The sequence below is a fragment of the Streptomyces griseoluteus genome (assembly GCF_004784465.1).
GTDB lineage: Bacteria > Actinomycetota > Actinomycetes > Streptomycetales > Streptomycetaceae > Streptomyces > Streptomyces griseoluteus.
The window spans coordinates 200,754-224,357 of the sequence record NZ_SRRU01000006.1 but is presented as its reverse complement, the minus strand read 5'-3'; the positions used below and the strand labels follow the sequence as shown (position 1 = coordinate 224,357).

Annotated in this window: 23 protein-coding genes; 3 read left to right on the top strand and 20 right to left on the bottom strand. The window is 69.4% G+C overall.

The window, feature by feature from the left end:
• Positions 1-4: 4 nt before the first annotated feature.
• From E5082_RS18190 to E5082_RS18100, 19 genes are all read right to left on the bottom strand, one after another.
• Positions 5-766: an SDR family oxidoreductase gene (locus E5082_RS18190; protein ID WP_135792300.1), complete on the bottom strand. Its 762-nt coding sequence runs from the start codon at positions 764-766 to the stop codon at positions 5-7.
• Between the two features lie 129 nt (positions 767-895).
• Positions 896-1,351, bottom strand: a complete 456-nt coding sequence (locus tag E5082_RS18185) for a hypothetical protein (protein ID WP_135792299.1) — start codon at positions 1,349-1,351, stop codon at positions 896-898.
• A 59-nt stretch (positions 1,352-1,410) separates the two neighbouring features.
• Positions 1,411-2,376, bottom strand: a complete 966-nt coding sequence (locus E5082_RS18180) for a Gfo/Idh/MocA family protein (RefSeq protein ID WP_135792298.1) — start codon at positions 2,374-2,376, stop codon at positions 1,411-1,413.
• Entirely contained in the window at positions 2,373-3,782 is a 1,410-nt protein-coding gene (locus E5082_RS18175; protein WP_135792297.1) for an NDP-hexose 2,3-dehydratase family protein, read from the bottom strand. Before E5082_RS18175 ends, E5082_RS18180 begins: the two co-directional genes overlap by 4 nt.
• A 36-nt stretch (positions 3,783-3,818) precedes the next feature.
• Entirely contained in the window at positions 3,819-4,580 is a 762-nt protein-coding gene (locus tag E5082_RS18170) for an NAD-dependent epimerase/dehydratase family protein (protein ID WP_167514093.1), read from the bottom strand.
• Positions 4,577-5,881 (bottom strand): lipopolysaccharide biosynthesis protein RfbH, encoded by a 1,305-nt coding sequence (gene rfbH / locus E5082_RS18165; protein WP_135792296.1) that lies wholly within the window; start codon positions 5,879-5,881, stop codon positions 4,577-4,579. Before rfbH ends, E5082_RS18170 begins: the two co-directional genes overlap by 4 nt.
• A gap of 85 nt (positions 5,882-5,966) precedes the next feature.
• Positions 5,967-6,947, bottom strand: a complete 981-nt coding sequence (rfbB, locus tag E5082_RS18160; protein WP_135792295.1) for a dTDP-glucose 4,6-dehydratase — start codon at positions 6,945-6,947, stop codon at positions 5,967-5,969.
• Positions 6,944-8,011 (bottom strand): glucose-1-phosphate thymidylyltransferase, encoded by a 1,068-nt coding sequence (locus E5082_RS18155; RefSeq protein WP_135792294.1) that lies wholly within the window; start codon positions 8,009-8,011, stop codon positions 6,944-6,946. Before E5082_RS18155 ends, rfbB begins: the two co-directional genes overlap by 4 nt.
• A gap of 67 nt (positions 8,012-8,078) precedes the next feature.
• Entirely contained in the window at positions 8,079-8,285 is a 207-nt protein-coding gene (locus E5082_RS18150; RefSeq protein WP_135792293.1) for an acyl-CoA carboxylase subunit epsilon, read from the bottom strand.
• Complete coding sequence (locus tag E5082_RS18145; protein ID WP_135792292.1) at positions 8,282-9,856, bottom strand: acyl-CoA carboxylase subunit beta; 1,575 nt, start codon at positions 9,854-9,856, stop codon at positions 8,282-8,284. The genes E5082_RS18150 and E5082_RS18145 overlap by 4 nt, the downstream gene beginning before the upstream one ends.
• A gap of 2 nt (positions 9,857-9,858) precedes the next feature.
• Positions 9,859-10,440: an NADPH-dependent FMN reductase gene (locus E5082_RS18140; RefSeq protein WP_135792291.1), complete on the bottom strand. Its 582-nt coding sequence runs from the start codon at positions 10,438-10,440 to the stop codon at positions 9,859-9,861.
• Between the two features lie 154 nt (positions 10,441-10,594).
• A complete protein-coding gene (locus E5082_RS18135) occupies positions 10,595-12,829 on the bottom strand; it encodes an SDR family oxidoreductase (RefSeq protein WP_135792290.1) in 2,235 nt (744 codons plus the stop codon).
• 2 nt (positions 12,830-12,831) lie between these two features.
• Complete coding sequence (locus E5082_RS18130) at positions 12,832-13,788, bottom strand: aromatase/cyclase (RefSeq protein ID WP_135792289.1); 957 nt, start codon at positions 13,786-13,788, stop codon at positions 12,832-12,834.
• Between the two features lie 46 nt (positions 13,789-13,834).
• Positions 13,835-14,620, bottom strand: a complete 786-nt coding sequence (gene fabG / locus E5082_RS18125; protein WP_135792288.1) for a 3-oxoacyl-ACP reductase FabG — start codon at positions 14,618-14,620, stop codon at positions 13,835-13,837.
• Between the two features lie 38 nt (positions 14,621-14,658).
• Complete coding sequence (locus E5082_RS18120) at positions 14,659-14,928, bottom strand: acyl carrier protein (RefSeq protein ID WP_135792287.1); 270 nt, start codon at positions 14,926-14,928, stop codon at positions 14,659-14,661.
• A gap of 59 nt (positions 14,929-14,987) precedes the next feature.
• A complete protein-coding gene (locus E5082_RS18115; protein WP_135792286.1) occupies positions 14,988-16,208 on the bottom strand; it encodes a ketosynthase chain-length factor in 1,221 nt (406 codons plus the stop codon).
• On the bottom strand, positions 16,205-17,473 hold the full coding sequence (locus tag E5082_RS18110; RefSeq protein ID WP_135792285.1) for a beta-ketoacyl-[acyl-carrier-protein] synthase family protein: 1,269 nt from the start codon (positions 17,471-17,473) through the stop codon (positions 16,205-16,207). The genes E5082_RS18115 and E5082_RS18110 overlap by 4 nt, the downstream gene beginning before the upstream one ends.
• Before the next feature lie 34 nt (positions 17,474-17,507).
• Positions 17,508-17,837 (bottom strand): TcmI family type II polyketide cyclase, encoded by a 330-nt coding sequence (locus tag E5082_RS18105; protein ID WP_135792284.1) that lies wholly within the window; start codon positions 17,835-17,837, stop codon positions 17,508-17,510.
• 83 nt (positions 17,838-17,920) lie between these two features.
• Positions 17,921-19,405 carry an FAD-dependent monooxygenase gene (locus E5082_RS18100; protein ID WP_135792283.1) on the bottom strand — a complete coding sequence of 495 codons (1,485 nt, stop codon included), beginning with the start codon at positions 19,403-19,405 and terminating at the stop codon, positions 17,921-17,923.
• Between the two features lie 485 nt (positions 19,406-19,890).
• Here E5082_RS18100 and E5082_RS18095 point away from each other — a divergent pair, with 485 nt between their 5' ends.
• The 3 genes from E5082_RS18095 (at position 19,891) to E5082_RS18085 (ending at position 22,032) form a co-directional block, all read left to right on the top strand.
• The gene (locus E5082_RS18095; RefSeq protein WP_135792282.1) at positions 19,891-20,583 is read left to right on the top strand and encodes a hypothetical protein; all 693 of its coding nucleotides are present in this window, start codon (positions 19,891-19,893) and stop codon (positions 20,581-20,583) included.
• 382 nt (positions 20,584-20,965) lie between these two features.
• Positions 20,966-21,358 carry a hypothetical protein gene (locus E5082_RS18090; protein WP_135792281.1) on the top strand — a complete coding sequence of 131 codons (393 nt, stop codon included), beginning with the start codon at positions 20,966-20,968 and terminating at the stop codon, positions 21,356-21,358.
• Positions 21,355-22,032, top strand: a complete 678-nt coding sequence (locus E5082_RS18085; protein WP_135792280.1) for a nucleotidyl transferase AbiEii/AbiGii toxin family protein — start codon at positions 21,355-21,357, stop codon at positions 22,030-22,032. Before E5082_RS18090 ends, E5082_RS18085 begins: the two co-directional genes overlap by 4 nt.
• Positions 22,033-22,458: 426 nt before the next feature.
• Here the strand turns inward: E5082_RS18085 and E5082_RS18080 are convergent, their stop codons facing one another.
• Entirely contained in the window at positions 22,459-23,529 is a 1,071-nt protein-coding gene (locus E5082_RS18080) for an NAD(P)-dependent alcohol dehydrogenase (RefSeq protein ID WP_229918866.1), read from the bottom strand.
• Positions 23,530-23,604 lie beyond the last annotated feature (75 nt).

Here is a 23,604-nt window from a genome sequence, read left to right as displayed (position 1 = left end):
GCGCTCAGCCGAGCAGCGTGCCGCCGCTGGCGTCGATGAAGGCCCCGGTGATCCAGCGGGCGTCCTCGGACGCCAGGAAGGCCACCACATCGGCGATGGCCGCCGGTTCCGCGACCTCACCGAAGGTGCTGAGCTGCGACAGCGTCTCGCGGACCTCGGGAATCTGGAACAGTGCGCTGCCGTTGTCCGTGCTGCCGGGCGCCACGCTGTTGACGGTGATCCGCCGGTTTCCCAGATGGCGGGAGAAATGCAGCGCTATCTGTTCAAGGGCGCCCTTGGTCATTCCGTACGTCACCTGGTCCGGGCTCGCGACCCGGGTGAGGCCGGACGAGACGTTGATGATGCGGCCGCCGTCGGGCATGACGGACAGGGCGCGCTGCACGATGAAGAAGGGCGCCTTGGCGTTGACCGCCATCATGCGGTCGAACATCTCGGGCGTGACCTCTTCGGGTGCTCCCATCGCCATGACGCCGGCGTTGTTCACCAGGATGTCCAGATCGGTCGCGCCGGTGCGCTCCTTCAGGCCGTACTCAAGACCTTCGAAAAGCACGTCGACATCGCCGGGGACGCCGAGTTCCGCCTTCACGCTAAAGGCGCGGCCGCCGTCCTTCTCGATGGATTCGACGACCTCCGCAGCGGCGTCGGCCCCGGTCGCGTAGTGCACGGCCACGAGGGCGCCCGCGTATCCGAGCTTTTCGGCGATGGCCCGGCCGATTCCCCGGCTCGCCCCCGTGACCAGTGCCGTTTTTCCGGTGAGATTGCCCATGCTTGTCTCTCCTGTCGGTGAGGGAAGGTGTCCGGATGACCCCGGCAAGAAAGTGAGTTCGGTGGAGACTGGTGACCAGCTTCTTCGGCAGCGAACGACAGGGCAATGCCGTTCACCGGGAATTGACTTTCAGCGAACCGCACTCTGACATGCGAGTTCCGTGACCGGGGTCCCGGAGCGCGCATCGGAAGCCTGGACGGCGGCGTCGCGCGTCAGCAGGCACTCTTCGAGAAATGCCAGCGTGCTGAGGTGGTAGGTGCGGGGCGCCGCCCACAGCCGGATCGTCAGGTCCGCCGTGGCCTCGTCGGCGCGGCCATGCACGCCCGGCAGTTGGGGCAGCCCTACGGCGAAGCGACGGCCGTGCCCCGAGATGTCGAAGCCCATGAACGCGTCGCCGCCAGGCCCCGGAGCCGCCACCAGGGCCGGCTTGCCGCCGTTGGAGTGGGCGACCACGAAGTAGCCGGCGCCGGTCGTGGGGGTTCGCGGCGAAGGCGGCCTGCCCCGGTGCAAGGTCGTGGCCTGCTCGGCCAGGGCCTGCCCCCAGGGGCAGACTCGCGGCGGACCGCCCGTAGCCGGGACCGACATGGAGTCCACTCCCGGCGCGCCGGCCGCGCGGCCGCCCCTCCTCGGTAGCGGGGGGACCGTCACGGTCGGCTCGGCAGCGCGCGCTCGCGCAGCTCGTGCAGCAGCTCCGCCTGGCGCACGCACACCGAATCCCGCGCCGCACCGTCGCGAACCGCCGCGGTGAACGCCCGGAGGGTGGCGGCCACCTGGTCGTCGGGGCTCAGCGAGATCTCCTCGACACCGCGGCGCTCAACCCGGATCAGGGGACGGTGGTCGGCGGGTGGTGTGAAGGCCCGCTCCACCGTGATCCGCCCCTGGCTGCCCCAGATCTCGTAGGCGGATCGGTAGCCGTGGTCGAGCCCGAACGTCAGCTGGACGCCGACGCCTTCGGGTGTGCGCAGCAGCGCCGAGCCCGCGGTGTCCACCCGCCGGCCGGGTTCCTGGGTGAGCATGGCGCCGAGCACCTGGAGGTTCTCGCCCAGAAAGTGCAGGGCGGCACGCACCGGATAGACGCCGGTGTCCCACAGTGCCCCGCCGCCGAGCTCCGGGATGTACCGGATGTCGTCGTCGGGCAGCCTGGGAATCGCGAACGCGGCGTGGAAGGCGCGCGGCTCGCCGATCGCGCCGTCCCACACGAGTTTCCGTACGGCGTCGTGCTGGGAGTGATGGATGAACATGACGTTCTCCATCAGGGCGAGACCCGACTCCTGTGCCAGGGCGATCAGCCGACGACTCTCGGCCAGGGACGTGGTGAGCGGCTTCTCGGCGAGGACATGCTTACCCGCCCGCAGGGCCGCCTCGGTCCACCGCGCGTGCAGGGCGGCGGGCAGCGGGACGTACACCGCGTCGATGTCGTCCCGCTCCAGGAGCTCGGCGTACCCGGTCACGGGCCGGGTGCCGAACCGCCCTGCCAGCTCGCGCGCCCTCGCGCTGTCGCGGCTGGCGACGGCGGCGATGGTGATGCCGGGCTCCGCCGCCATGGCGGGCAGCATGCGGCGGCGTGCGATGTCCGCGCAGCCGAGGACCCCGATCCGCACGGTCTTCATCCGGAGAGCACCGCCGTCGCGTTGAGGCAGGCGAGCAGGGTCCGGGCCTGGACGTTCACGTAGTGGCCGTGCCGTACGAGGGAAGTGAGCTGGGCGGGGGTGACCCACTGGAAACCGGCGGGCGGGTCCAACGGGGCCTGCTCCTCGTCGGCCTCGATCAGAAGGTATCGGCTCTCCGCGTTGAGGAAGCGGCCGCCTTCCTCCGAGTGGACGGCCTCGTACTGGATGCGGGCCGGGTCGGCGTCGAGGACCAGGTCGAGGAAGGGCGGCCGATCCTCGCCGGTCAGGTGCCCGTAGTTGTCCGGCGTGTACTGGACGGTGGGGCCGAGCTCGACGGTGTCGAGGAAGCCGCCCTCCACGCGCGCGTGCACCAGGACGTGCGGCACGCCGCCGATCCGCCGGGTCAGGAAGGCGGTGACGCCGAGGCCAAGGGGCTCGAACAGGGGCTGGGTCCAGCCGGTGACCTCGCGGCTGCCCGCCTCCACGGAGACGGCGACGACGCGGAAGTACCGGCCCAGCTCGTGATCGATGGTCGACGTGCCGCGGACCCAGCCGGGGAGTTCGTGGAGCGGGACGCGCTCGGCGCGTATGTCGTGCCGGGAGCGCTCGGCGGTGAACCACGAGACGAGTTCGGTGTCCGAGAGCAGGGCGTCCGCCCCGTCGTCGGGGAACGGAGCGCAGGCGAGGACCGTACGCGAGTCCATGTTCACGACATTGTCGCGGTGCAGGAGCTGGCCGACCTGGCCGAGGGTGAGCCAGCAGAAGTCGTCGTCGAGCGGCACGTCGCCGACGGCCTCGACGATCATGTTGCGGTTGCTCTTGTGGAAGAACCACGATCCGTGCTCGGACTGCAGCACATCGGCGATGACCCGGCCGCGGCCGGGCTGGGTGAAGTACTCGATGTACTTCACATCGGCGCCCTTGTGGACCTTGGTGTAGTTGCTCCGGGTGGCCTGCACGGTCGGCGAGAGCTGCAGCAGGTTGCGGTTGCCGGGCTCCATCTTGGCCTGCATGAGGAAGTGCAGAACCCCGTCGAACTCCTTGACGAGAATGCCGAGGATCCCGACCTCGGGCTGCTTGATGATGGGCTGGTACCACTCGCCGTGCGGCCCTTCGTCCCGGGTGACGTGCAGTCCCTCGACGGAGAAGAACCGGCCGCTGCGGTGCACGAGGTTGCCGGTGGTGTCGTCGAAGGACCAGCCGTCGAGCGCATGGAAGGGGATCCGGTCCACGGTGAACCGATGGGCCCTTCGGCGCCCTTCGAGCCACTGCGGGAAGTCCTCGGTGCGCAGGCTCGCGCCCGTGACGGTGGCGGCCGACGCGGCGATGCGCTCGGCGACCGAGGGGTCGTGGCGCGGCCGCAGCCGGCCGGTCCCGGATCCAGTCCTGACAAGGGAGGAAAGCACGTGGGTAACTCCTCTGGTCGGAGGGGTTCCTGGGAATCAGGCCCCGGACGATGCGCCCTCCGACGCGAGGAACGCGTCGAGGACCTGACGGTGGTAGAAGGGGCCGAAGCCCATCGCTGCGGTCTCCGGGACGAGGGAGCGCAGTTTTTCGATGGAGATGTCGTGCTGGGCGCCGGCGTCCTGGTACGCCCTGTTCACTCGCAGGCCGAGCCGTTCCTCCAGGTGGTCGACGATGTGTCCCACGGGGACCGCCACGCCGGATGCGACGTTGACGATCTCGCCGCGCAGGCCCTGGGCGAGCAGCCGGTCGATGACCGTGACGACGTCGCGTACGTCGATCAGGTCGCGGGCCGCGTCGCGCTGCACGCGCACATCCCCTTCGCGCATCTGCCGGATCAGGGCAGGAATCAGCTGGTGCGCGGGCTGACCGGGGCCGACGAGATGACCGAGACGCAGAATCAGGTAGTCGGCGCCGCTGGCCCGCAGCTGCTGCTCCAGGGCGAGCTTGTGGGCGCCATAAGGGGTGCAGGGCACGATGTGGCTGTCCTCCCGCCCCGGCCCGTCCATGGCGCCGTACATGCCGGTGGCCGCGGTGGAGAAGAAGAGCAGACGCCGTCCGGTGGCACGGCACCGGACGGCGACGTCGGCGAGCAACGCGGCCTCGCGGGCGAAGTCGGCGTCGGAGGTGCCGCTCGCCCAGGAGACGCCGGCCGCCACCGCGACGGTGTCCGGGTGACGGTCCGCGTACGGGCGCAGGTTCCTGGCGAGGAAGCCGTTGCCCACGATCTCCATGGTCATCCGCGGGCCTCCACGAATTCCTTCACCGAGGAGATGATGTAATCGAGCATCTCCTCGGTCAGGCCCGGGTAGACGCCGACCCAGAAGGTCTGCTCGGTGATGACGTCGCTGTTGTCGAGGTTGCCGACGACCCGGTGGGGCTGGTCGATGTAGGCGGGGTGCCGGGTGAGGTTGCCGGCGAAGAGACGCCGGGTGCCGATCTTGCGGCCTTCCAGGAAGTCCACCAGCTCCGCGCGCTTGAAGGGGGCGTCCGGACTGACGGTGAGCACGAATCCGAACCAACTCGGGTCGCTGCGCGGTGTCGCCTCGGGCAGCAGGAGGTGCGGGACGCCGTCCAGGCCGTCGCGCAGCCGCCGCCAGTTGCGCTTGCGCGCCTCGACGAAGTCGTCGAGCTTGGCGAGCTGGGTGAGGCCGAGCGCCGCCTGCAGATCGGTGGCCTTCAGGTTGTAACCGACGTGCGAGAAGATGTACTTGTGGTCGTAGCCGGCCGGCAGTGTGCCCATCTGGTACTTGAACCGCTTGAGGCACTTGTCGCTCTCACCGGGCTCGCACCAGCAGTCGCGACCCCAGTCGCGCAGGGACTCGACGATCCGGGCGAGTGCCAGGTCAGCCGTCAGGACGCAGCCGCCCTCGCCCATCGTGAGGTGGTGGGCCGGGTAGAAGCTGACGGTGGTCAGCTCGCCGAAGGTGCCGGTGAGTTTGCCGTCGTACGTCGAACCGACCGCGTCGCAGTTGTCCTCGATGAGGAACAGGTCGTGGTCGACCGCGAGTTGGGCGATCTCGGCGACTGCGAAGGGGTTGCCGAGCGCGTGCGCGATGATGATCGCCCGGGTCTTGGGACCGATGGCCTGGGCGACGCGGTCCGCTGTCGTGTTGTAGGTGCCGAGTTCGACGTCGACGAAAACCGGAATGAGGCCGTTCTGCAGGATCGGGTTGACCGTGGTGGGGAACCCCGCCGCCACGGTGATGACCTCGTCGCCGGGCCGCAGCCTGCGGTCCTCCAGGAGGTGTGAGGTCAGAGCCGTCGTCGCGAGCAGGTTCGCCGAGGAGCCGGAGTTGGTGAGGTGGGCCTTGCGCCGTTTCATCTTGCGGGCGAAGGACGACTCGAACTTGCGGGAGCTGCGGCCGGCCGCGATGCGCATCTCCAGGGCTGCCTCGACGAGCGCGATCCGGTCATCCTCGTCGAGCACCGCTCCGGACGGCCAGATCTCCGTGGTGCCGGGGACGAACACGCCGTCGCCCTGGGTGTCCTGGTGGTACTTGCGGACCTCGTCGAGCACAAGTTTCTTGTGCACGCTCATGGATTCCTCCGTGGTAGCCGATGGTGGGGGGCCGTCCCGCTCCGTGCCGCACGGTCGGCGACCGGCGACATGGGGCGAGTGGCTTTCATCCCTGCTTGTTGTGCTTGGTCCCCTTCCACCAGCCGGGGTTGTCGTGGTACCAGGCGACGGTGTCGGCGAGGCCCTGCTCGAAGGTCATGAGCGGGGCGTAGCCGAGCTCTTCGCGGATCTTGGACTCGTCGAGGGAGTAGCGCAGGTCGTGCGCCTTGCGGTCGGGGACGTGACGGACCTTGGACCAGTCCTGTCCCGTCAGAGCGATGAGCCGCTCGGTGATGGCCCGGTTCGTCTGCTCGTTGCCGCCGCCGATGTTGTAGATCTCCCCGGCCCGGCCCTTGTCGAGGACGAGGTCGATCGCACGGCAGTGGTCGTCGACGTGCAGCCACTCGCGGATGTTGCTGCCGTCGCCGTAGAGCGGCACCTGCTCGCCCTCCAGCAGGTTGGTGACGAACAGCGGAATGAGCTTTTCCGGGTGCTGGTACGGGCCGTAGTTGTTGGAGCACCGGGTGATGGAGAGGTCGAGGCCGTGGGTGCGCCAGTACGAGCGTGCGAGCAGGTCGGACGCGGCCTTGGAGGCGGAGTACGGGGAGTTGGGCGCCAGCGGCCACTCCTCGGTCCAGGATCCCTCGTCGATGGAGCCGTAGACCTCGTCGGTGGAGACGTGGACGACGCGCTTGACTCGGGTGGCGAGCACCGCGTCGAGCAGTCGCTGGGTGCCGGTGACGTTGGTGTGGACGAACTCCTCGGCGGACTCCAGAGAGCGGTCCACATGCGACTCGGCGGCGAAGTGGACGACCGCGTCGTGTCCCGGCAGCATTTCGAGCAGCAGCTCGAAGTCGCAGATGTCGCCCTGGACGAAGGTCAGGCGCGGGTGCGCCCCGGGCAGGTTGTCGCGGTTGCCGGCGTAGGTGAGCTTGTCGAGGACGGTGACGTGGGCACCCTTCCAGTCATCGTAGCCGTCGTTCAGGAGGGTGCGCACGTAGTGCGAACCGATGAAGCCCGCGCCACCGGTGATCAGGATCTTCTTCATGCCGCTACCTCGACTCGGGTGTGGTCACCGACGACGAGCCGGTGATGGCGGGTGCTCCGGTCGGAGGGACCGACCGAGGCGGAGCGCCCGATGACGGAACTGTGCAGGTCGCGGACGTGGGAGATGGTGGCGTCGTCCAGTGCGATCGAGTACTCGATGCTCGTGCCGGTCAGCCGGACGTCCCTGCCGATGGAGGTGTGCGGGCCGATGTGGCTGTCCTTCACCACCGATCCGGCGCCGATCACGACGGGGCCCTCGATGCGGGAGCCGATCACCTTGGCACCCGCCTCCACCACGACCGTGCCGATGAGCGTGCTGGCCGCGTCGACCTCGCCCTCGGTGGCCGGCTTCAGGTCGTCCAGGAGCTTCCGGTTGCACTCCAGGACGTCCTCGATGCGTCCGGTGTCCTTCCAGTAGCCCTTGTACTCGCTGGCCTTGACCTCGTCGCCGTTGGCGACGAGCCACTGGATGGCGTCGGTGATCTCCAGTTCGCCGCGAGCGCTCGGCTCGATGGCGGCGACGGCCTTGTGGATCGCCGGGGTGAAGAAGTAGACGCCGATGAGCGCGAGATCGCTCCTGGGCTCCTGCGGCTTCTCCACCAGGCGCTCGACCCTGCCGTCCGCGGCCAGCTCGGCGACTCCGAAGGCACGCGGGTCCGGCACCTTGTGGACCACGACCTGTGCCGCCGGACGGGCGGCCGTGAACTCGTCGGCGATCCGCTCGACGCCTTCGGGCAGCATGTTGTCGCCGAGGTACATCACGAAGTCGTCGTCGCCGAGGAAGGGCCGGGCGAGCTCCACGCAGTGGGCGAGACCGAGCGGCGCCTCCTGCGGGATGTAGGTGATCTCCACGCCGAGCGCGGAGCCGTCGCCGATGACCGCCTGGATCTGCTCGGCGCGGTCGCCGACGATGACGCCGATCTCCGTCACGCCGAGGTCCCTGACGTTCCGGAGGACGTGCTCCAGGACCGGCTTGTTGGCGATCGGTATGAGCTGTTTCGGCATCGAGTGGCTGAAGGGGCGCAGCCGGGTTCCCGACCCGCCCGACAGGACCAGAGCCTTCATGTCGTTTCCTTTGCTGATGTGTGCTGACGAGGAGAGCGGTCGAGGGTGCGCGGCCGACGTTCCGCGTTCATGAGCGCCAGCTGCGGGGAGTCGGGGGCGCCGCCGGATTCTCGGTTCGGCGCCAGGGGACGAGGGTCCGCTCCCGGTCCGCGGACTTCCGGGGCGCGGCGCGCCGGCCGAGGAGCACCGCGGTGAGGGCGGCGAGCTCCAGGGCGTCCGGAGCGCCCTTCTCCACGCGGATGATGGCCGCGGAGGTGGTCTCCCGGCCGCTCACTGCGGGGGGTTCCCGTGCTTGCGCGAGGGGAGTTCCGCGTGCTTGGCGCGCAGCATGGCGAGCGACCGGATGAGCACTCTGCGGGTGTCCCGGGGGTCGATGACGTCGTCGATGAGTCCGCGCTCCGCCCCGTAATAGGGGTGCATGAGCTCGGTCCTGTACTCCTTGATCCGCTGGCGGCGTACGGACTCGGGGTCGTCGGAGGCATTGATCTCGCGGCGGAAGATGACGTTGGCCGCGCCCTCCGCGCCCATCACCGCGATCTCGTTGGTGGGCCAGGCCAGGGCCAGGTCGGCGCCGATGGAACGGGAGTCCATGACGATGTAGGCGCCGCCGTACGCCTTGCGCAGCACGAGCGAGATGCGGGGCACGGTCGCGTTGCAGTAGGCGTACAGCAGCTTGGCGCCGCGCCGGATGATGCCGCTGTGCTCCTGGTCGACGCCCGGCAGGAAGCCGGGTACGTCCACCAGGGTCACGAGGGGGATGTTGAACGCGTCGCAGAACTGCACGAACCGCGCGCCCTTCTCGGACGACTCGATGTCCAGGACACCGGCCATCACGGTGGGCTGGTTGGCGACGATGCCGACGACGTGCCCGTCCAGCCGGGCCAACGAACACACGAGGTTGGCACCCCAGGCGGGGTGCACCTCGAAGTGCTCTCCGCCGTCGACGATTTCCTCGATCACCGCGCGGATGTCGTACGACCGTCCCGAGTCCGCGGGGACCAGGGTGAGCAGTGCCTCGGTGAGCCGCTCGGCCGGGTCACCGGAGTCCTCCACGGGTGCGAGTTCGCGGTTGTTCGCGGGCAGCAGCGACAGCAGGAAGCGCACCTCCTCCAGGCAGCTCTCCTCGTCGTCGTACGCGAAGTGCGCGACGCCGGATGTGCCCGCGTGGACGTCGGCGCCGCCGAGGCCGTTCTGGGTGATCTCCTCGCCGGTGACCGCCTTGACGACGTCCGGGCCGGTGATGAACATCTGCGAGGTCTCGCGGACCATGAAGACGAAGTCGGTGAGGGCGGGGCTGTAGGCCGCGCCGCCGGCGCACGGGCCGAGCATGACGCTGATCTGCGGGATGACACCAGAGGCCTTGGTGTTGCGCTGGAAGATGCCGCCGTAGCCGGCGAGCGCGGTGACGCCCTCCTGGATACGGGCGCCCGCGCCGTCGTTCAGCGAGACCAGCGGGGCACCGGCCGCGATGGCCATGTCCATGATCTTGTGGATCTTGGTGGCGTGGGCCTCGCCGAGCGCGCCGCCGAAGATCCGGAAGTCGTGCGCGTAGACGAAGACCGTACGGCCCTCCACCGTGCCCCAGCCGGTGATCACACCGTCGGTGTACGGCTTCTTCGCCTCCAGGCCGAAGCCGGTCGCCCGGTGCCGGCGCAGGGGCTCCACCTCGTTGAACGAGTCTTTGTCCAGGAGCAGTTCGATGCGCTCGTACGCGGTGAGCTTGCCCTTGGCGTGCTGGCGTTCGGTGGCGGACGGGTCCAGGCCTTCGCGGGCCTGCTTCTTGAGGTCCCGTAACTCGTCGAGCCTGTCCTGAATGTCTGGGACGCTCTCTTCGACGGAGGTCACGTTCACATTCCGTACGGGGTCTTGGCACGAGCCTCGCGCAGTGCGTTGCCCCACCAGACGAGCTGGTCGAGCAGCACCTTCGCGGCCTGGACGGGGCCCTCGTCCTTGGGGGCGCCGTCCGGACCGAACCGCTCCCACGCCATGTGGAGGCTGACCACGTCACGGACGGTCACCGCGTGCAGCTCGGCGAAGACCGGCCGCAGGTGCTCGACGGAGCGAAGGCCGCCCGACAGGCCGCCGTAGGAGACGAAGCCGACCGGCTTGGCCTGCCACTGGGTGTGGTGCCAGTCGATGAGGTTCTTCAGCGCGGCCGGGTAGCTGTGGTTGTACTCCGGCGTCACCACCACGGAGGCATCCGCTTCGGCGAGACGCGGCGAGACCTTTTCCAGCTCGGCGGCGACCCGGGGCGAAGGGTTCTGCGACAGCACGGTGGGCAGCTCGTGGTCCGCGAGGTCGATCACGTCGACCGTGAGATCCCCGCGTCCCTTCGCCACGCCGGCGAACCAGTCGCCGACGACCTCTCCGAAGCGGGCTTCGCGGTTGCTGCCGATGATCAAGGCGAGGCGGAGGGGTTCCTGCAGCATGAGTGTCCTTTCGACGAGGTGTTGCAAGGGTCATGAGAAGCGTCGGCCGCGGAGCTCCTGGGCTCCGCGGCCGACGGGGCCGACGCACCGGGGGTGTACGCCGACGTCTTGGAGGGGCAGCGGGGGCGGCGGCCTCATCGTGCGCCGGTCCCCGTCAGCCGGCCGGCCGCCCGTGCACCGGGCTGCCGTCGGCGTCGAACACGGCGCCGGTGATCCCGCCCGCGTCGTCACCTGCGAGGAAGGCCACCACCGTGCCGACGCGTTCACCGTCGTCCGTGGTGCCGGGCGCCACGCTGTTGACGGTGATGCCGCGTGGTGCCAACGCCACGGCGTAGTGCCGGGCGAGCGTCTCGACGGCGCCCTTGGCCATCGCGTACGCGACCGCCTTCGGCTCCACCGGCTCGACCGCACCGCGCGAGATGTTGATGACGCGGCCCCCGTCGGCGAGGCTCCTCAGCGCCCGCTGGATGACGAAGTACGGCGCCTTGGCGCCGGCCGCGACCAGCCGGTCGAACTCCTCCGGCGTCGCGTGCTCGGGAGCGACGCCGTCGACGTCATCGGCACTGTTGACCAGGATGTCCAGATCGGCCCTACCCGTACGGTCCGCCAACTCCGCTTCCAGATCGGCAAAGAGGCGCTGAACGCTCCCGTACCCGCCGAGTTCCGCGCCGAGCGCGAAGGCACATCCGCCGTCCTTCCCGATCGCCCGGACGGCATCGTCGGCCGCCTGCTCATCCCCTGTGTGGTGCAGGGCGACGAGGGCTCCCGCGGCCGCGAGGCGCATGGCGGCCGCACGGCCCGCTCCCCCGCCCGCGTGGGTCACCAGGGCGGTCCTGCCGGCGAGTCCGCCCGCACGGGCGGACGAACCGTGGGCCCGGAACCGGGTGGTCCCGGCCGTTCCGGCGGGCTCCGGTTCGCCGAACCAACGGCGCAGCACAGCGGGAAGTTCCGCCTCTCCCGCACTGCCGGTCCATACGACATGACCGTCCGGTCGTGCGAGAACCGCGTCGACGTCCGCCAACGTGGCCGAGTGGTCGACCGGTTCGGCCAGGGTCACGGTGACCCTCGGGTACCACGGGGCGGCCACGGCGCGCAGCCGCGCCCCACGGAGCGGATCGCCGGACAGGCCGATCAGCACCGCGCCGCCCGGCCTGAGCAGGGCGGTGGTGGTGACCGTACCTTGCTCACCCGCCAGTTCCACGTGGGGGAGGCGGGCACCGAGCAGCGGATGGTGGCCCGGTCCCACCTCGTAGCGGGATTCCAGGCCGGAGATCATTCCGGCCAGGCGGGCGCGCACGTCCTCCATGGCCGTGATCTCGGCGAACACTTCCCGGATGCCCTCCACTTCGCCGCCCCGGAGCAGCAGCAGGGACTGTGCCCTGATGTTGCTCAGCGTGCGCCGTCCGACCGCGTGCCGTTCGGCTTGGTAGCTGTCCAGGAGCCCGTCCGACTGCCGGCCGGTGACCTGCGCGGCCAGTTTCCAGCCGAGGTTCACCGCGTCCTGCAGGCCCAGGTTGAGTGCCTGGCCGCCGACCGGCATCTGCTGGTGGGCGGCATCGCCCGCCAGCAGAATCCTGCCGTCCCGGTACCGCTCCGCCAGTCGTGACGCGTTGCCGAAGGCGTTGACCCAGAGCGGCTCGCCGCCGCTGATGTCCTCGCCGGTGACACGCTTCCAGACCTCGGCGACCTCGCTGAACTCCGGTTCCTCCGAACGGGGCTCGGCCTTGCGGCCGAACTCGTGCACCATCACGCGTGTCACCCCGTCGGGACGGCGCGCGGCGATGGCGAGTCCGCTTTCGAGGCGCTGGAAGCGGCGCGGTGGGATGTCGATGCCGGCCACGTCCGCGCGGATGAGCTCGCGGGAGGCGTCTTCGCCGGGGAAGGCGATGCCGCTGAGGCGGCGCACCGCGCTCTGCTCGCCGTCGCAGCCGACGACGTACCGTCCCCGCATCCGCACCGGACCGTCCGGGCCGAGGACGTCCAGGGCCACGTGGCCCTGGCCGACCGTGAGACCGCGCAGCTCGTGGCCGCACAGGACGACGGCGCCGAGGCCGGTCGCCCAGCCCTGGAGCAGCTCCTCGACACGGGTCTGCGGGACCTTCCACTGGCCGGGGTAGGCCGATGGAAGGGTGAGGTCGAGTGGGATCCCGCCGAAGTGGCCCATGACGTCGTTCGGAACGGGGACCAGCTCGTCGAGCAGGCCCCTGCTGTCGAGGATCTCCATGGTGCGGGCGTGCAGGGTGGACGCCCGGGATTCCGTGGTGGGGGTGGACAGTTGCTCGACGACCACCACGTCCGCCCCGCCGAGCCGCAGCTCGCCGGCGAGCATCAGCCCGACCGGCCCCGCCCCGACCACGATCACCTGGGTGTCGGTGTGCTTCGCGGCCATGGTCAGCGCTGCTGCTGCTCGGCGTAGTCCTTGGCGAGACCCAGGGTGGCCCGGCTGTTGGCGCTCAGGGCCGTCTGCACGTGTTCCCTGGCCTCGGCGATCCCGGCGTCCGGGCCGAGGTACCTGGTGATGTTCTCCGTGTTCAGCACGACGGTGTGCTGCGAGGAGGCGGCGACGCCGTCCTCGTTCTCCGTGAACGTCCAGTAGCCGGTGTGCAGGGTCATCAGGGCGGGCAGGGTGACCTGTTTGTACGCGATCTTCTGGTGCGAGAAGCACACGCGGTAGGACTTGGTGGTGTGCGTGTGCCCGTCCTTGGTACGGGTGTCCATCTCAAGGATCTGCAGGCCCGGGGAGAGCTCCTCGAGCCGCACGGACGCCACGTGCGGCAACCGCTCCTCCCACTTGTCAGCCTCGTTGATGAAGTCGTACACGTCCTTCGCGGAGCCGTTGATCCGCACGGTGTCCTCGAAAGAGAACGTCACCTCCTCGGTGGCGTGGGCGAGTTCGACATTGGTCTTCAGTGCGGCGAGCTCCGAGCGGGAGTTGCGGTCGACGGCCTCGTCGATCCACTCCAGGGAGCCGGGATCGTCGTCGATGGCCCGATAGTCGTGGAGCAGCCGGATCCTGGACTCGTCCGCGGCGAGCGGTTCGATGATCCAGGTGCCGCCCATCGCCGCCACCGGCGGCGCGGACACCTCCTGGCGGAAGGTGATGCGCAGGGCCTGCGGATCGAGAGTGCGGCGCGAGGCCCAGTTCTTGGCCGTGCCGTTGGCGGTGGCCCAGATGCGGATGCGCTCCTCGCTCACGCCGGTCTCGCCGGGAGCGCCGCGCTCGACCTGGTCGACGTAGATGGTCGGCGGGAAGACGCGCGGCCAGTTCTCCACCTCGGCGATCAAGCGGTAGACCTCGGCGGCGGGGGCCTGCACGGTGATCATGTGCTCGACCTCACGGACCGTCATGGTGAACTCCATTCACAGCTGCGGATGTACGGGTTGGGGGCGGGATTCAGAAGTTGCCGAGTCCGCCGCAGACGTTGAGCGCCTGCGAGGTGATGGAGGCGGCGGTGTCCGAGGCCAGGTAGCCGACCAGGCCGGCGACCTCCTCGGGCGTGGAGTAGCGGCCGAGCGGGATCTTCGCCTGGAACTTCTCCAGGATCGCGTCCTCGGTCGCGTTGTAGGCGGCCGCGTATCCCTGGCGGACGCGCTGGGCCATCGGCGTCTCGACGTAGCCGGGGCAGACCGCGTTGACGGTGACGCCGGTGGGCGCGAGCTCGTTGCCCAGCGCCTTGGTGAAGCCGACGACGCCGTGCTTGGACGCCGAGTACGGGGCGCCGAGGACCACGCCCTGCTTACCCGCCGTGGAGGCGATGTTGATGATGCGGCCACGGGACTTCCCGCGCATCCCGCCGGTGTTGAGCACCTCTCGCGTCATCCGGAAGACGCTGGTGAGGTTGGTGGCGATCACGTCGTCCCACAGCTCGTCCCCGATGTCTGCGGTCACCCCTCCACCGGACCGGCCCGCGTTGTTCACCAGCACGTCGACCGTACCGAACCGGTCCACCGCCGACTGCACGAAGGCCCGCACCCCGTCCGCGGAGCGCACGTCGAGAGCGGTGCCGTCGACGTCGAGGCCCTCGTCCTGCAGCTGCTTGACGGTCTCCGCCACGTTCTCCGCATTGCGCGCGCCGATGTACACCCGGTGCCCCTGGGTGGCGAGCAGCCGGGCGGCTGCGAGGCCGATCCCGCTGGTGGCTCCGGTGACGAGGGCGACACGCTGGTCCTGCTGCGACATCTGTATCTCTTCTCCAGTCTTCTCCGGACGAAGGGGGGTCAGGCGGCGACGGAGCCGGGCAGCTTCGCGTTGACGGCCGCCACCAGCTCACGCGGCGTGGGGTTGTCGATGAAGACCTCGTCGTCGAGGGTGATGCCGAACTCGCGCTCGATGCGCCCGGCGGTCTCCAGGAGGGCCAGCGACTCGTAACCGAGGCTCTCGAAGCCGGTGTCAAGGATGTCGCTGTCGAGGTCGACGCCCTCGTCGGCGCCCGCGCCCTCCACCAGGATGCGCTTGAGGTCCTCGACGGTGAACTCGGGCTGAGACATGAACGTGCCTTTCGTGGTGGTCGACAGAGATGGGTGGTTCTCGGCGGAAGCGGGTGGCGTCATCGGTCCGTGCCGCGCACGACCATCGCCGAGTTGAAACCGCCGTAACCGCGGGCGACGACGAGAGCGTTGCGCACGTGCGCCGTGCGCGGCTGGGCGGTGACCAGGTCGATGTCGTACTCCGGAGAGAGCGAGACGTTCACGGTGGGCGGGATCAGGCCCTCCCGCATGGCGAGGACCGCCGTGACGACGTCCACCGGAGCGGCTCCGGAGTACAGCCGCCCGGTCATCGTCTTGGGCGCGGTGACGGGCACCCCGGCTGCCCCGAAGACCTCGATGAGCGCCTCGGCCTCGACGCGGTCGAGCTCGGGGGTACCCGCGGCGTCCGCGAACACCACGCCGATGTCGGAGGGTTCGGCGTCGGCGTCGGCGAGGGCGAGCTCGATCGCGCGCCGCAGTCCGGGTTCCCGTCCGCTGCCGGGCCTGGGGTCGAAGGTCGAGCCGTACCCGGCGATCTCTCCGTAGACGTTCTCCGCGCCGCGCTGCCGTGCGGCTTCGGCGTCCTCCAGGATGAGCAGCGCGCCGCCCTCGCCCGGCACGTAGCCAGAAGCATCGGCGTCGAAGGGCAGATAGGCCCGCTCGGTGTTTTCGCTGGTGCTGACGCGCCCGTTGGCGAGCTGTGCCACCCATCCCCACGGGCAGATCGAGGCGTCGACGCCGCCGGAGCAGATCAGCTTGCTGCCCTTGCGGATCTGCCGGCGCGCCTGGGCGATCGCGTCGAGGCCGCCCGCCTGGTCGCTGACGACCACGGCGCTGTGCCCGCGCATGCCGTTGCGGATGGAGATCTGGCCGCTGTTGACCGCGTAGAACCAGGCGAACGACTGGTACGCGCTCACGTGCTGACTGCCCCTGCTCCACAGCGCCTGCAGCTCGTTCTGGCCGAACTCGAAGCCACCGGCCGTGCTGGCGGTGACGACACCCATCTCGTACTCGGGAATGTCACCGGGCTTGACGCCGGCGTCCTCGAACGCCGAGTCGGTGGCGACCAGGGCAAGTTGGGTCATCCGGTCGGTCTGCGGAATCAGTCGGCCCGGCAGGTGGTCCCGGGCGTCGAAGCCCCGGATCTCACCGGCCAGCCTGGCCGGGTACTGCGTGGGGTCGAAGCGGGTGATGCGGCCGATGGCGCTCTTGCCGACGCGGGTCGCGGCCCAGTAGTCCTCCACGCCGAACCCGTTGGGTGTGGCAATGCCGATACCGGTGATGACGACTCTGGCGGTCATGCCGCGCTCCTCTCCGGGCGGGCCAGCACCATCGCGCTCTGGAATCCACCGAATCCGCTGCCGACCGTCAGGACCGTGTCCGTGGTGTGCTCACGGGCGACGAGCGGGACGTAGTCGAGGTCGCACTCCGGATCCGGCGTGTGCAGGTTCGCGGTGGGCGGCACCACGTGGTTCTCCATGGCGAGCAGGGACGCCGCGATCTCGATCGAGCCGATGGCGCCCAGTGAGTGACCCACCATCGACTTGATGGAGCTGATCGGGGTCCGGTAGGCGTGCTCGCCCAGGCTGAGCTTGAACGCGGCCGTCTCGTGCCGGTCGTTCTGCTTGGTGCCCGAGCCGTGCGCGTTGATGTAGTCGATGGCCTCGGGGTTGATCCGGGCCTCGTCCAGCGCGACCCGGATCGCCTCCCCCATCTCACGTCCGTCGGGGCGCAGCCCGGTCATGTGGAAGGCGTTGCACCGCGAGGCGTAGCCGGCGATCTCCGCGTAGATGTGCGCGCCACGGGCGCGGGCGGCGGTCAGCTCCTCCAGGACAAACACCGCCGAACCCTCGCCGAGCACGAAGCCGTTGCGGGTTCCGTCGAAGGGCCGCGAGGCATGCTCGGGCTCGTCGTTGCGGGGCGTGGTCGCCTTGATCGCGTCGAAGCACGCCATGGTGATCGGCGAGATGGGGGCGTCCGTCGCACCGGCGATCATCACGTCGACGCTGCCCTCGCGGATCAGCTCGACGGCATGGCCGACCGAGTCGATGCCTGAGGTGCAGCCGGTGGAGACCACGGTGTTGGGTCCCTCGGCCCCCACGGCCCACGCCACCTCGGCCGAGAAGGAGCTCGGCACGAAGTGGTTGTACAGGTGCTGCGGGGTGTACCGGTGGTCGACGAGGTCGAGTCGGCCGCCGTCGCTGACTACCCGGTACTCCTCGTCGAGGCCCCTGGTGGCGCCGACCGCGCTTCCGATGGTGACTCCGGTGCGGTAGGGGTCCAGGCCTGCCTGGTCCAGTCCGCTGTCCGCCAGCGCCTCGCGCGCGGTGACCACTCCGAACTGCGCGGCACGGTCCATCCGCCGTATCTCCTGAGGGCTCAGCCCGCTCCGCTCGGCGTCGAAGTCCGCCTCGGCGGCGATCTGCGAACGGAACGAGGAGGGATCGAAGAAGGTGATCCCCCGCGTCGCCGTGCGGCCCTCGCTGAGCAGACTCCAGAAGTTCTCGGCCCCGATGCCGCCCGGTGCGAGGACTCCGATTCCGGTGACGACTACACGACGTCCCATCCGAGGTCACCTCCCTTCTTGTCGGTCGACGTGGTCACGAGGAAGCCGTCCAGTCGTAGAAGCGGGTGGCCATGGCGTCGGCCGGGGAGCGCCAGGTCTCCGGGTCGTACGCCTGGATGAAAGGCTTCAGGTCCTGGCTGATGGCAACGAATCGCGGATCGGTCTTCGCTTCTTCTATGAGTTCACCGCCGTTGTTCTCGTCGAAGTCCTGCAGATGGAAGTACAGGCCTCGGTACGAGAAGAGCTGTCGGCGCCTCGTGCCCATACGATGGGGCATTTCAGTGCGGTCGAAATCACCGAAGAGCTTGGCCACGTCGATACTCGACGCGGGGTCCATCTTCGCCACGATCAGAGTGCTGTGCATTTCAGTTCTCTCCTCAGAACGACAGAAATCGAGTGGAACCGAGGTCGCGCCACCACCCGGGCAGGGGAGGCTGCGGCACGGCTTCAGAAGGCGCGCCCGACCCGTGGTGTACCGAACCAGCGCGTCAGGGCCATGGGCAGGTCGAGACAGCTGCCCGGGGCTGCCCAGGCGACGTGGCCGTCGGGCCGGATCAGCACGGCGGACGTGCCGTGCAGCACGCTGTCCCCGGACACCCCGTGCGGCTCTGCCGTGACGACCTCCACGCGCGCCGACCAGGGCGCGGCGCGCTCCCGCAGCCTTGCGTTGTCCGCCAGGTCGAGAAGCACGCCACGGCCGTTATGCAGCAGCTCCGTACTGCTGGACTTGGTGTGCTCGCCGACCAGTTCGAGGTGCGGCATGCGCTTGCCGAGCAGCGGGTTGGTTCCGGGACCCACGTCGTACGTGATCTCCAGGCCGCTCACCATGCCGGCGAGGTGGCGTTCGACCTCCTCGAAGCCGACCAGCTCGGCGAGCACCTCGCGCAGCGGCTGCACCTCCGGGCCCCCGAGCAGGAGCAGCCCCTGCGCGCGGGTGTTCATCAGGAGCCGCTCGCCGACCGGGTGCCGTTCACTGTGGTAGCTGTCCAGCAGGCCGGGTCCCGCCCAGCCGTTGACGACGGCGGCCAGCTTCCAGCCGAGGTTCACCGAGTCCTGGATGCTGGTGTTCATCCCCTGGCCGCCGGCCGGCAGATGGATGTGCGCGGAGTCGCCGGCCAGCAACACGCGACCCCGGCGGTATTCGGACGCCTGACGCGCGGCGTCGCCGAAGGCGCTGAGCCACACCGGTTCGCCGTGCGTGATGTCCCCGCCGGTCAGTCGCTTCCAGACGGCCGCGATCTCCTCGTACGCCGGCGGTGTCGCACGCCGCCGCGGCGAGGTCCCGTACTCCCCCGCGATGATGCGGGTGATGCCACCGGGCAGCTTGGCGACCATCACCATGCCGCCGGGCAGCTTCTCGCCGATCATGCGCGGCTCCAGGTCGAGCCCCTTCACGTCGGCGAGGAACATCTCCAGGGTGGCCGCGGTGCCGGGGAAGCCGAATCCCGCGGCCTTGCGGACCGTGCTGCGACCGCCGTCGCAGCCCACGAGGTAGGCGGCGCGCAGGGTCCGGAGGCCTTCGGGACCGCGGACCTCGACCTCGACCGCGCCGCCATGCTCCCTCAGGGAGAGCAGTTCGTGGCCGCGCCGGATGTCCGCACCCAGCTCGGCCGCCCACTCCTCCAGCCTGGTCTCCGTCACACTCTGCGGCACGGTCTTGGCGGCCTTCCAGGCGCCTTCGAGCAGCCCGAAGTCCAGGGGGATTCCCCCGAAGTGCCCCAGCGCGCCGGTCTCGACGTCACCGAACCGCGCCAGCAGGCCCCGCTGATCGAATACCTCCATGGTGCGGGCGGTGAATCCGAGACCGCGGGATTCGCCGGTCCGCTCCGCGAGGCGCTCCAGCACGATGACGTCGACCCCCGCGAGCCGGAGCTCACCGGCAAGCATGAGTCCGGCGGGACCGGCACCCGCGATGATCACCGCAGCGTCCATTTTCCGCTCCTTGAATAGGCTGGGGGAAATATCGGGAATTCCATGTGTCATGCGAATCCGACGGTGAAGCACCGTAGCGCCCAGCGGCGACGTTTCCTTCAAGCCGACTGGAATTCAACACAGTTCGGCGGAAGCTAACGAATAGCTTCTTCGCCGGGCAGAGCAGAGTCAACCTTCTGCTGTCCAGACTTCCGTCAACTTACGTCAGCCGTCGTGCGCAGCGACAGAACGACGACATCGCACCGTCAGGAGAGTTACAAATGACGCCTCCCGCCTTGCCCGGCTCCGAAGCCCGGAAATAGCTTCTCCGTGCTCAAAGAAGCGAAGAGGCGAGGGGGATGCACGTGGGACAGGACGACACACGCACGGCACCGGTGGCCGCCGGCTGCGTGGGGAGCACCTGCCGCGCCAGGGCGGCCGACAACCGGCCTCGGCGGACCGCGGCACGCGGATCGCGGCTGTGCCCGGTGTGCCGGGACCGCCTGATGGGGGAACTGAGGCAGTTGCCGGCGCTGTACGAGGAGTGCGGCCGCCGGCTGAGCGGCACCGACCAGCCGCGCGAACGCACGTCCGGGGGTCCGCTCCCCGGCATGCCTTTCAACACGGCTGCCTCCGAAGCGCGTTCGGAGATCCTCGGCGTGCTGCGCTCCTGGGCGGGTGTGGTCGTCGACGCACGGCGCTCTGGCACCGCCCGGGACAGAGTGCCAGTGCTCGCCGCTTTCCTCTCCCGGCACGTGGAGTGGCTGGCGGCGCACGCGGCGGCGGCCGACGTGTGCGAGGAGGTCGCCGGCCTGGTGCGCAGGACCCGCCGGGTGATCGACCCCGAACCACTGAGCCGTGTGGCGATCGGCGCCTGCGTCGAGACCGCATGCTCCGGCGAGTTGACCGCCATGGTCCGCCCCCGGCAGGCGCACCGCCCCGCGGAGATCGTCTGCTCCGCCGACCCGGCCCACCGATGGCCCGGCCACGAGTGGCTGCGGTTGAGCCGTCGCCTCGCCCAAGAGGAGACGCGCTGGCTGAGCGCTGCCGACATCGCCCGCCTGTGGGGCATCGCGCCCGGCAGCGTCTACCGCCACGCCAGCGAGCGGAGCTGGCGCCGGCGAAGCCGGTCGGGCCGCACGTTCTACCACGACGGCGACGTGCGGGGGACGCTCGACCAGCCCGCTCAGCGCGCCTGACGGAAGCACCACTGCCTGTGGCCTGGCCGCATCCATGGAGGCCGGACCGCAGGCAGTCGGTTGACGGGTATCTCTGGGACTTTTCTGGGACTTCTGGCCGGGCGCGGAGTCTCTGAGTGACATGCACGTCACGTGATCCGTCATCGAAAGGATGCCGACCTGAACGGCTCCCAGAAAATCCCTGGTCAGACCGGTTTCTCGGCTTATCGTCCCTCGTGCAGACGCGCAGAGCGTCGCACGAACATCAAGGCCGAGAGTCCGTCCTGCTCAGGTCTGAGCAGATTGCGGCAACCAGCTCGCCCGGGGATCCGCCCTCATCCGCTCCGGACGCCAGCTCGCGGATCATGACCCTCGCAACGTCTCCGGCCGCCATAATCGAGTCATGCCCTCCAGCCCACAGCACCCCGCACCCGCCCCCAGGAACGTCTCGGGCGCGGACGCCGAGGACCTCGCGCGGTACCGGGAGAAGTTCCGCCGCCGTCTACCGGAGTCGCTGGACGAGCTGCACGGGCCGGCCAACGGTGTCGTGGAACTTCCGCTGCACATGGCCTGGTCCGGGATGACCTCATACGACTTGGACAAGCCGCGCCAGCGTATGGGCCTGTACCGCACCGTTCTGCACGAGGGCCTGCACGACGATCTGCCCGGCTACCTCAACCGGGATCTGCTCCTCGACGTGTGGCCAGTGCTGCGCACCCTCGTCGGTCGTACCGTGCGGACCGTGTGGGAAGACGCCTTCCCCCAGCTCGCCTCCCGCACCCGGGCGGCTGCATGACGGAGATGCCGGAGCTGCACACGCGGCTCCTGGCGGATGTGATCGCGCTCGGTTCCCCGTATCCACTGGTTCTCACCGGCGGCTACGCCGTGCGAACCCACCGCCTCGTGGACCGCCCCAGTCAAGACCTCGACGTCGCCACCGAGAACCCGGCGCCCATGGCCGACATCGCCGCCACGCTCCGCGCCGGCTTGGAAGCCCGCGGCTGGAAGGTGCACGCGCTGGAGACCGCTCCGCTGTCCGCCCGCTTCACCGTGTCCGACCCGGCCACCGGGCAGGAATGCGAAGTCGACATCCTCAAGGAGATCTTCTGGCGGCCGGTCGCCCAGAGCCCGTACGGGCCCGTCCTCGCGGAGGAGGACGTGATCGGGACCAAGGTCCGCGCCCTCGCCGACCACGGAGCGCCCCGCGACCTGATCGACGTGTTCGCAGCCTCCCACCGCTGGACCAATACCGAGCTCGAGGAGTTCGGCCGCCGCCACGCCCGCGGCCGCTTCGAGCGCGAGGACCTGCAAGCGAACCTCACGGGCGCCGAGTGGACCGACGATGAAGCCTTCGCCGCCTATGGGCTCGATGACGCTGCCATCACTGCTCTCCGCGCCTTGGCCGTGGAGTGGGCCGACGACCTGGCGGCCCGTCTCCTCGAAGAGGCCGATGATCCGGACATCGACTGATCACCTCCGAACGAGACCCCATCTACCAGCGGTCAGAGCAAAAGCGCAAAGTATGAGTACGCGGGAAAGCAGTCGGTCACGGGCTTGTCCGACGATAAGCCCGCCGGGCAGGCCCTCGGTGTGCATCTGCCGGAAGCCGCCGCCCAGCCAGGCGCTCTGGCGGCGTACAGCCCGTTAGTTCCCGGCGCTGCCCTGATCCGCCCCGAGCAGCCGGATGTGACGCCACACGTTCGCGTGGCTGCCGCTGCGCCGCGCGTACCCAGGAAGGAACAGAGTGCCAGTCGACGGCTACCTCGCGCTCGCCCCAGGCCACCTGCATGATCCGGCGATCAGCGGCGAAGCCCTCGACGAGATGCGCTGGCTGGTCTCTTCCGGGACATCTGAGCGGCGCGGTGTCGTGTCGTACGGTCGTCGGCCGCGGGTCGTCTAGTCGTCGAAGACGATGACCAGGCGGCCGACGACGTCCCCTCGGCCGAGAGCTTCGAGGTTCTCATTGACGTCCTCGAGCTTGACCTTGGTGACATCGTGTTCGACGAGGCCCTTCTCGGCGAGCGAGAGCACCTCGACCAGATTCGCGTGATTGCCCCAGAAGGAACCGAGGTAAGTGCGCTCGGTGCCCACGAAGGGGAACTGGGCGATGCCGACGTGATCGCTCATCAGGCCGACGCTCGCCACCACTCCCTCCGGGCCGAGCAGGTCGAACGCCATCGGGATGGACTGCTCGCTGCCGACGCAGTCCAGGACGGCGTCGAGAGTCGCGCTGCCGGTGAGGTCCTCCAGTTCGCTCTGGATGGCCTCGGTGGACTTGTCCCTGACATTGATCCCGTAGTCGGCGCCGTTCTTCTTCGCCACGTCGAGCTTGTTGTCGGACCGGGCCAGAGCGACGACTGTCGCGCCGCCGCCGAGCAGCTTCGCGTACTGGATGCCGTAGCTGCCGAGGCCGCCGATGCCGGTGACGCCGACCACCCGGTCGGGGCCGATCTTTCCGGTGTCGCGGAGCTTCTTCATCGCCCGGAAGGGGGTGAGGCCGGCGTCGGTCATGGGAGCGAGCAGTTCGGGCCGCTTGGCGGCTTCCTCGGAGACCGGGATGGCGTGGTTGCACTGCACCGGCATGTACTCGGCGAACCCGCCCTGCGGGCCGAAGCCGACCCACCGGCCGTCACCGCTGCAGAGCTGTTCGTTGCCCTCCCGGCACTGGCGGCATGTGCCGTCGCCCCAGCTCGGATTGACCACGACCATGTCACCCACCGCGTAGTCGACGGTGTCCGGGACCTCACTGCCGAGCCTGACCACGCGGCCCGCCACCTCATGACCCGGGATGTAGGGAAAGTCCACGGGGAAGGGGCCCTTGAAGTAGCCGTCAAGGAGTTGGTAGTCGCTGCGGCACATACCGACCGCGGCCACCTTGATCAGGATCTCGTCCGGCCCGGGTTCGGGTACGGGGACCTCTTCGATCCGGAGCGGTTCGTTGTACCCGTGCATTCGGGCTGCGCGCATCTTCATGGAGTAGCCGCCTTCCTCCCGGGGTGAACGATGTCGCGGAGCGGTCGCCGGAGCTCACGCCGATATCAC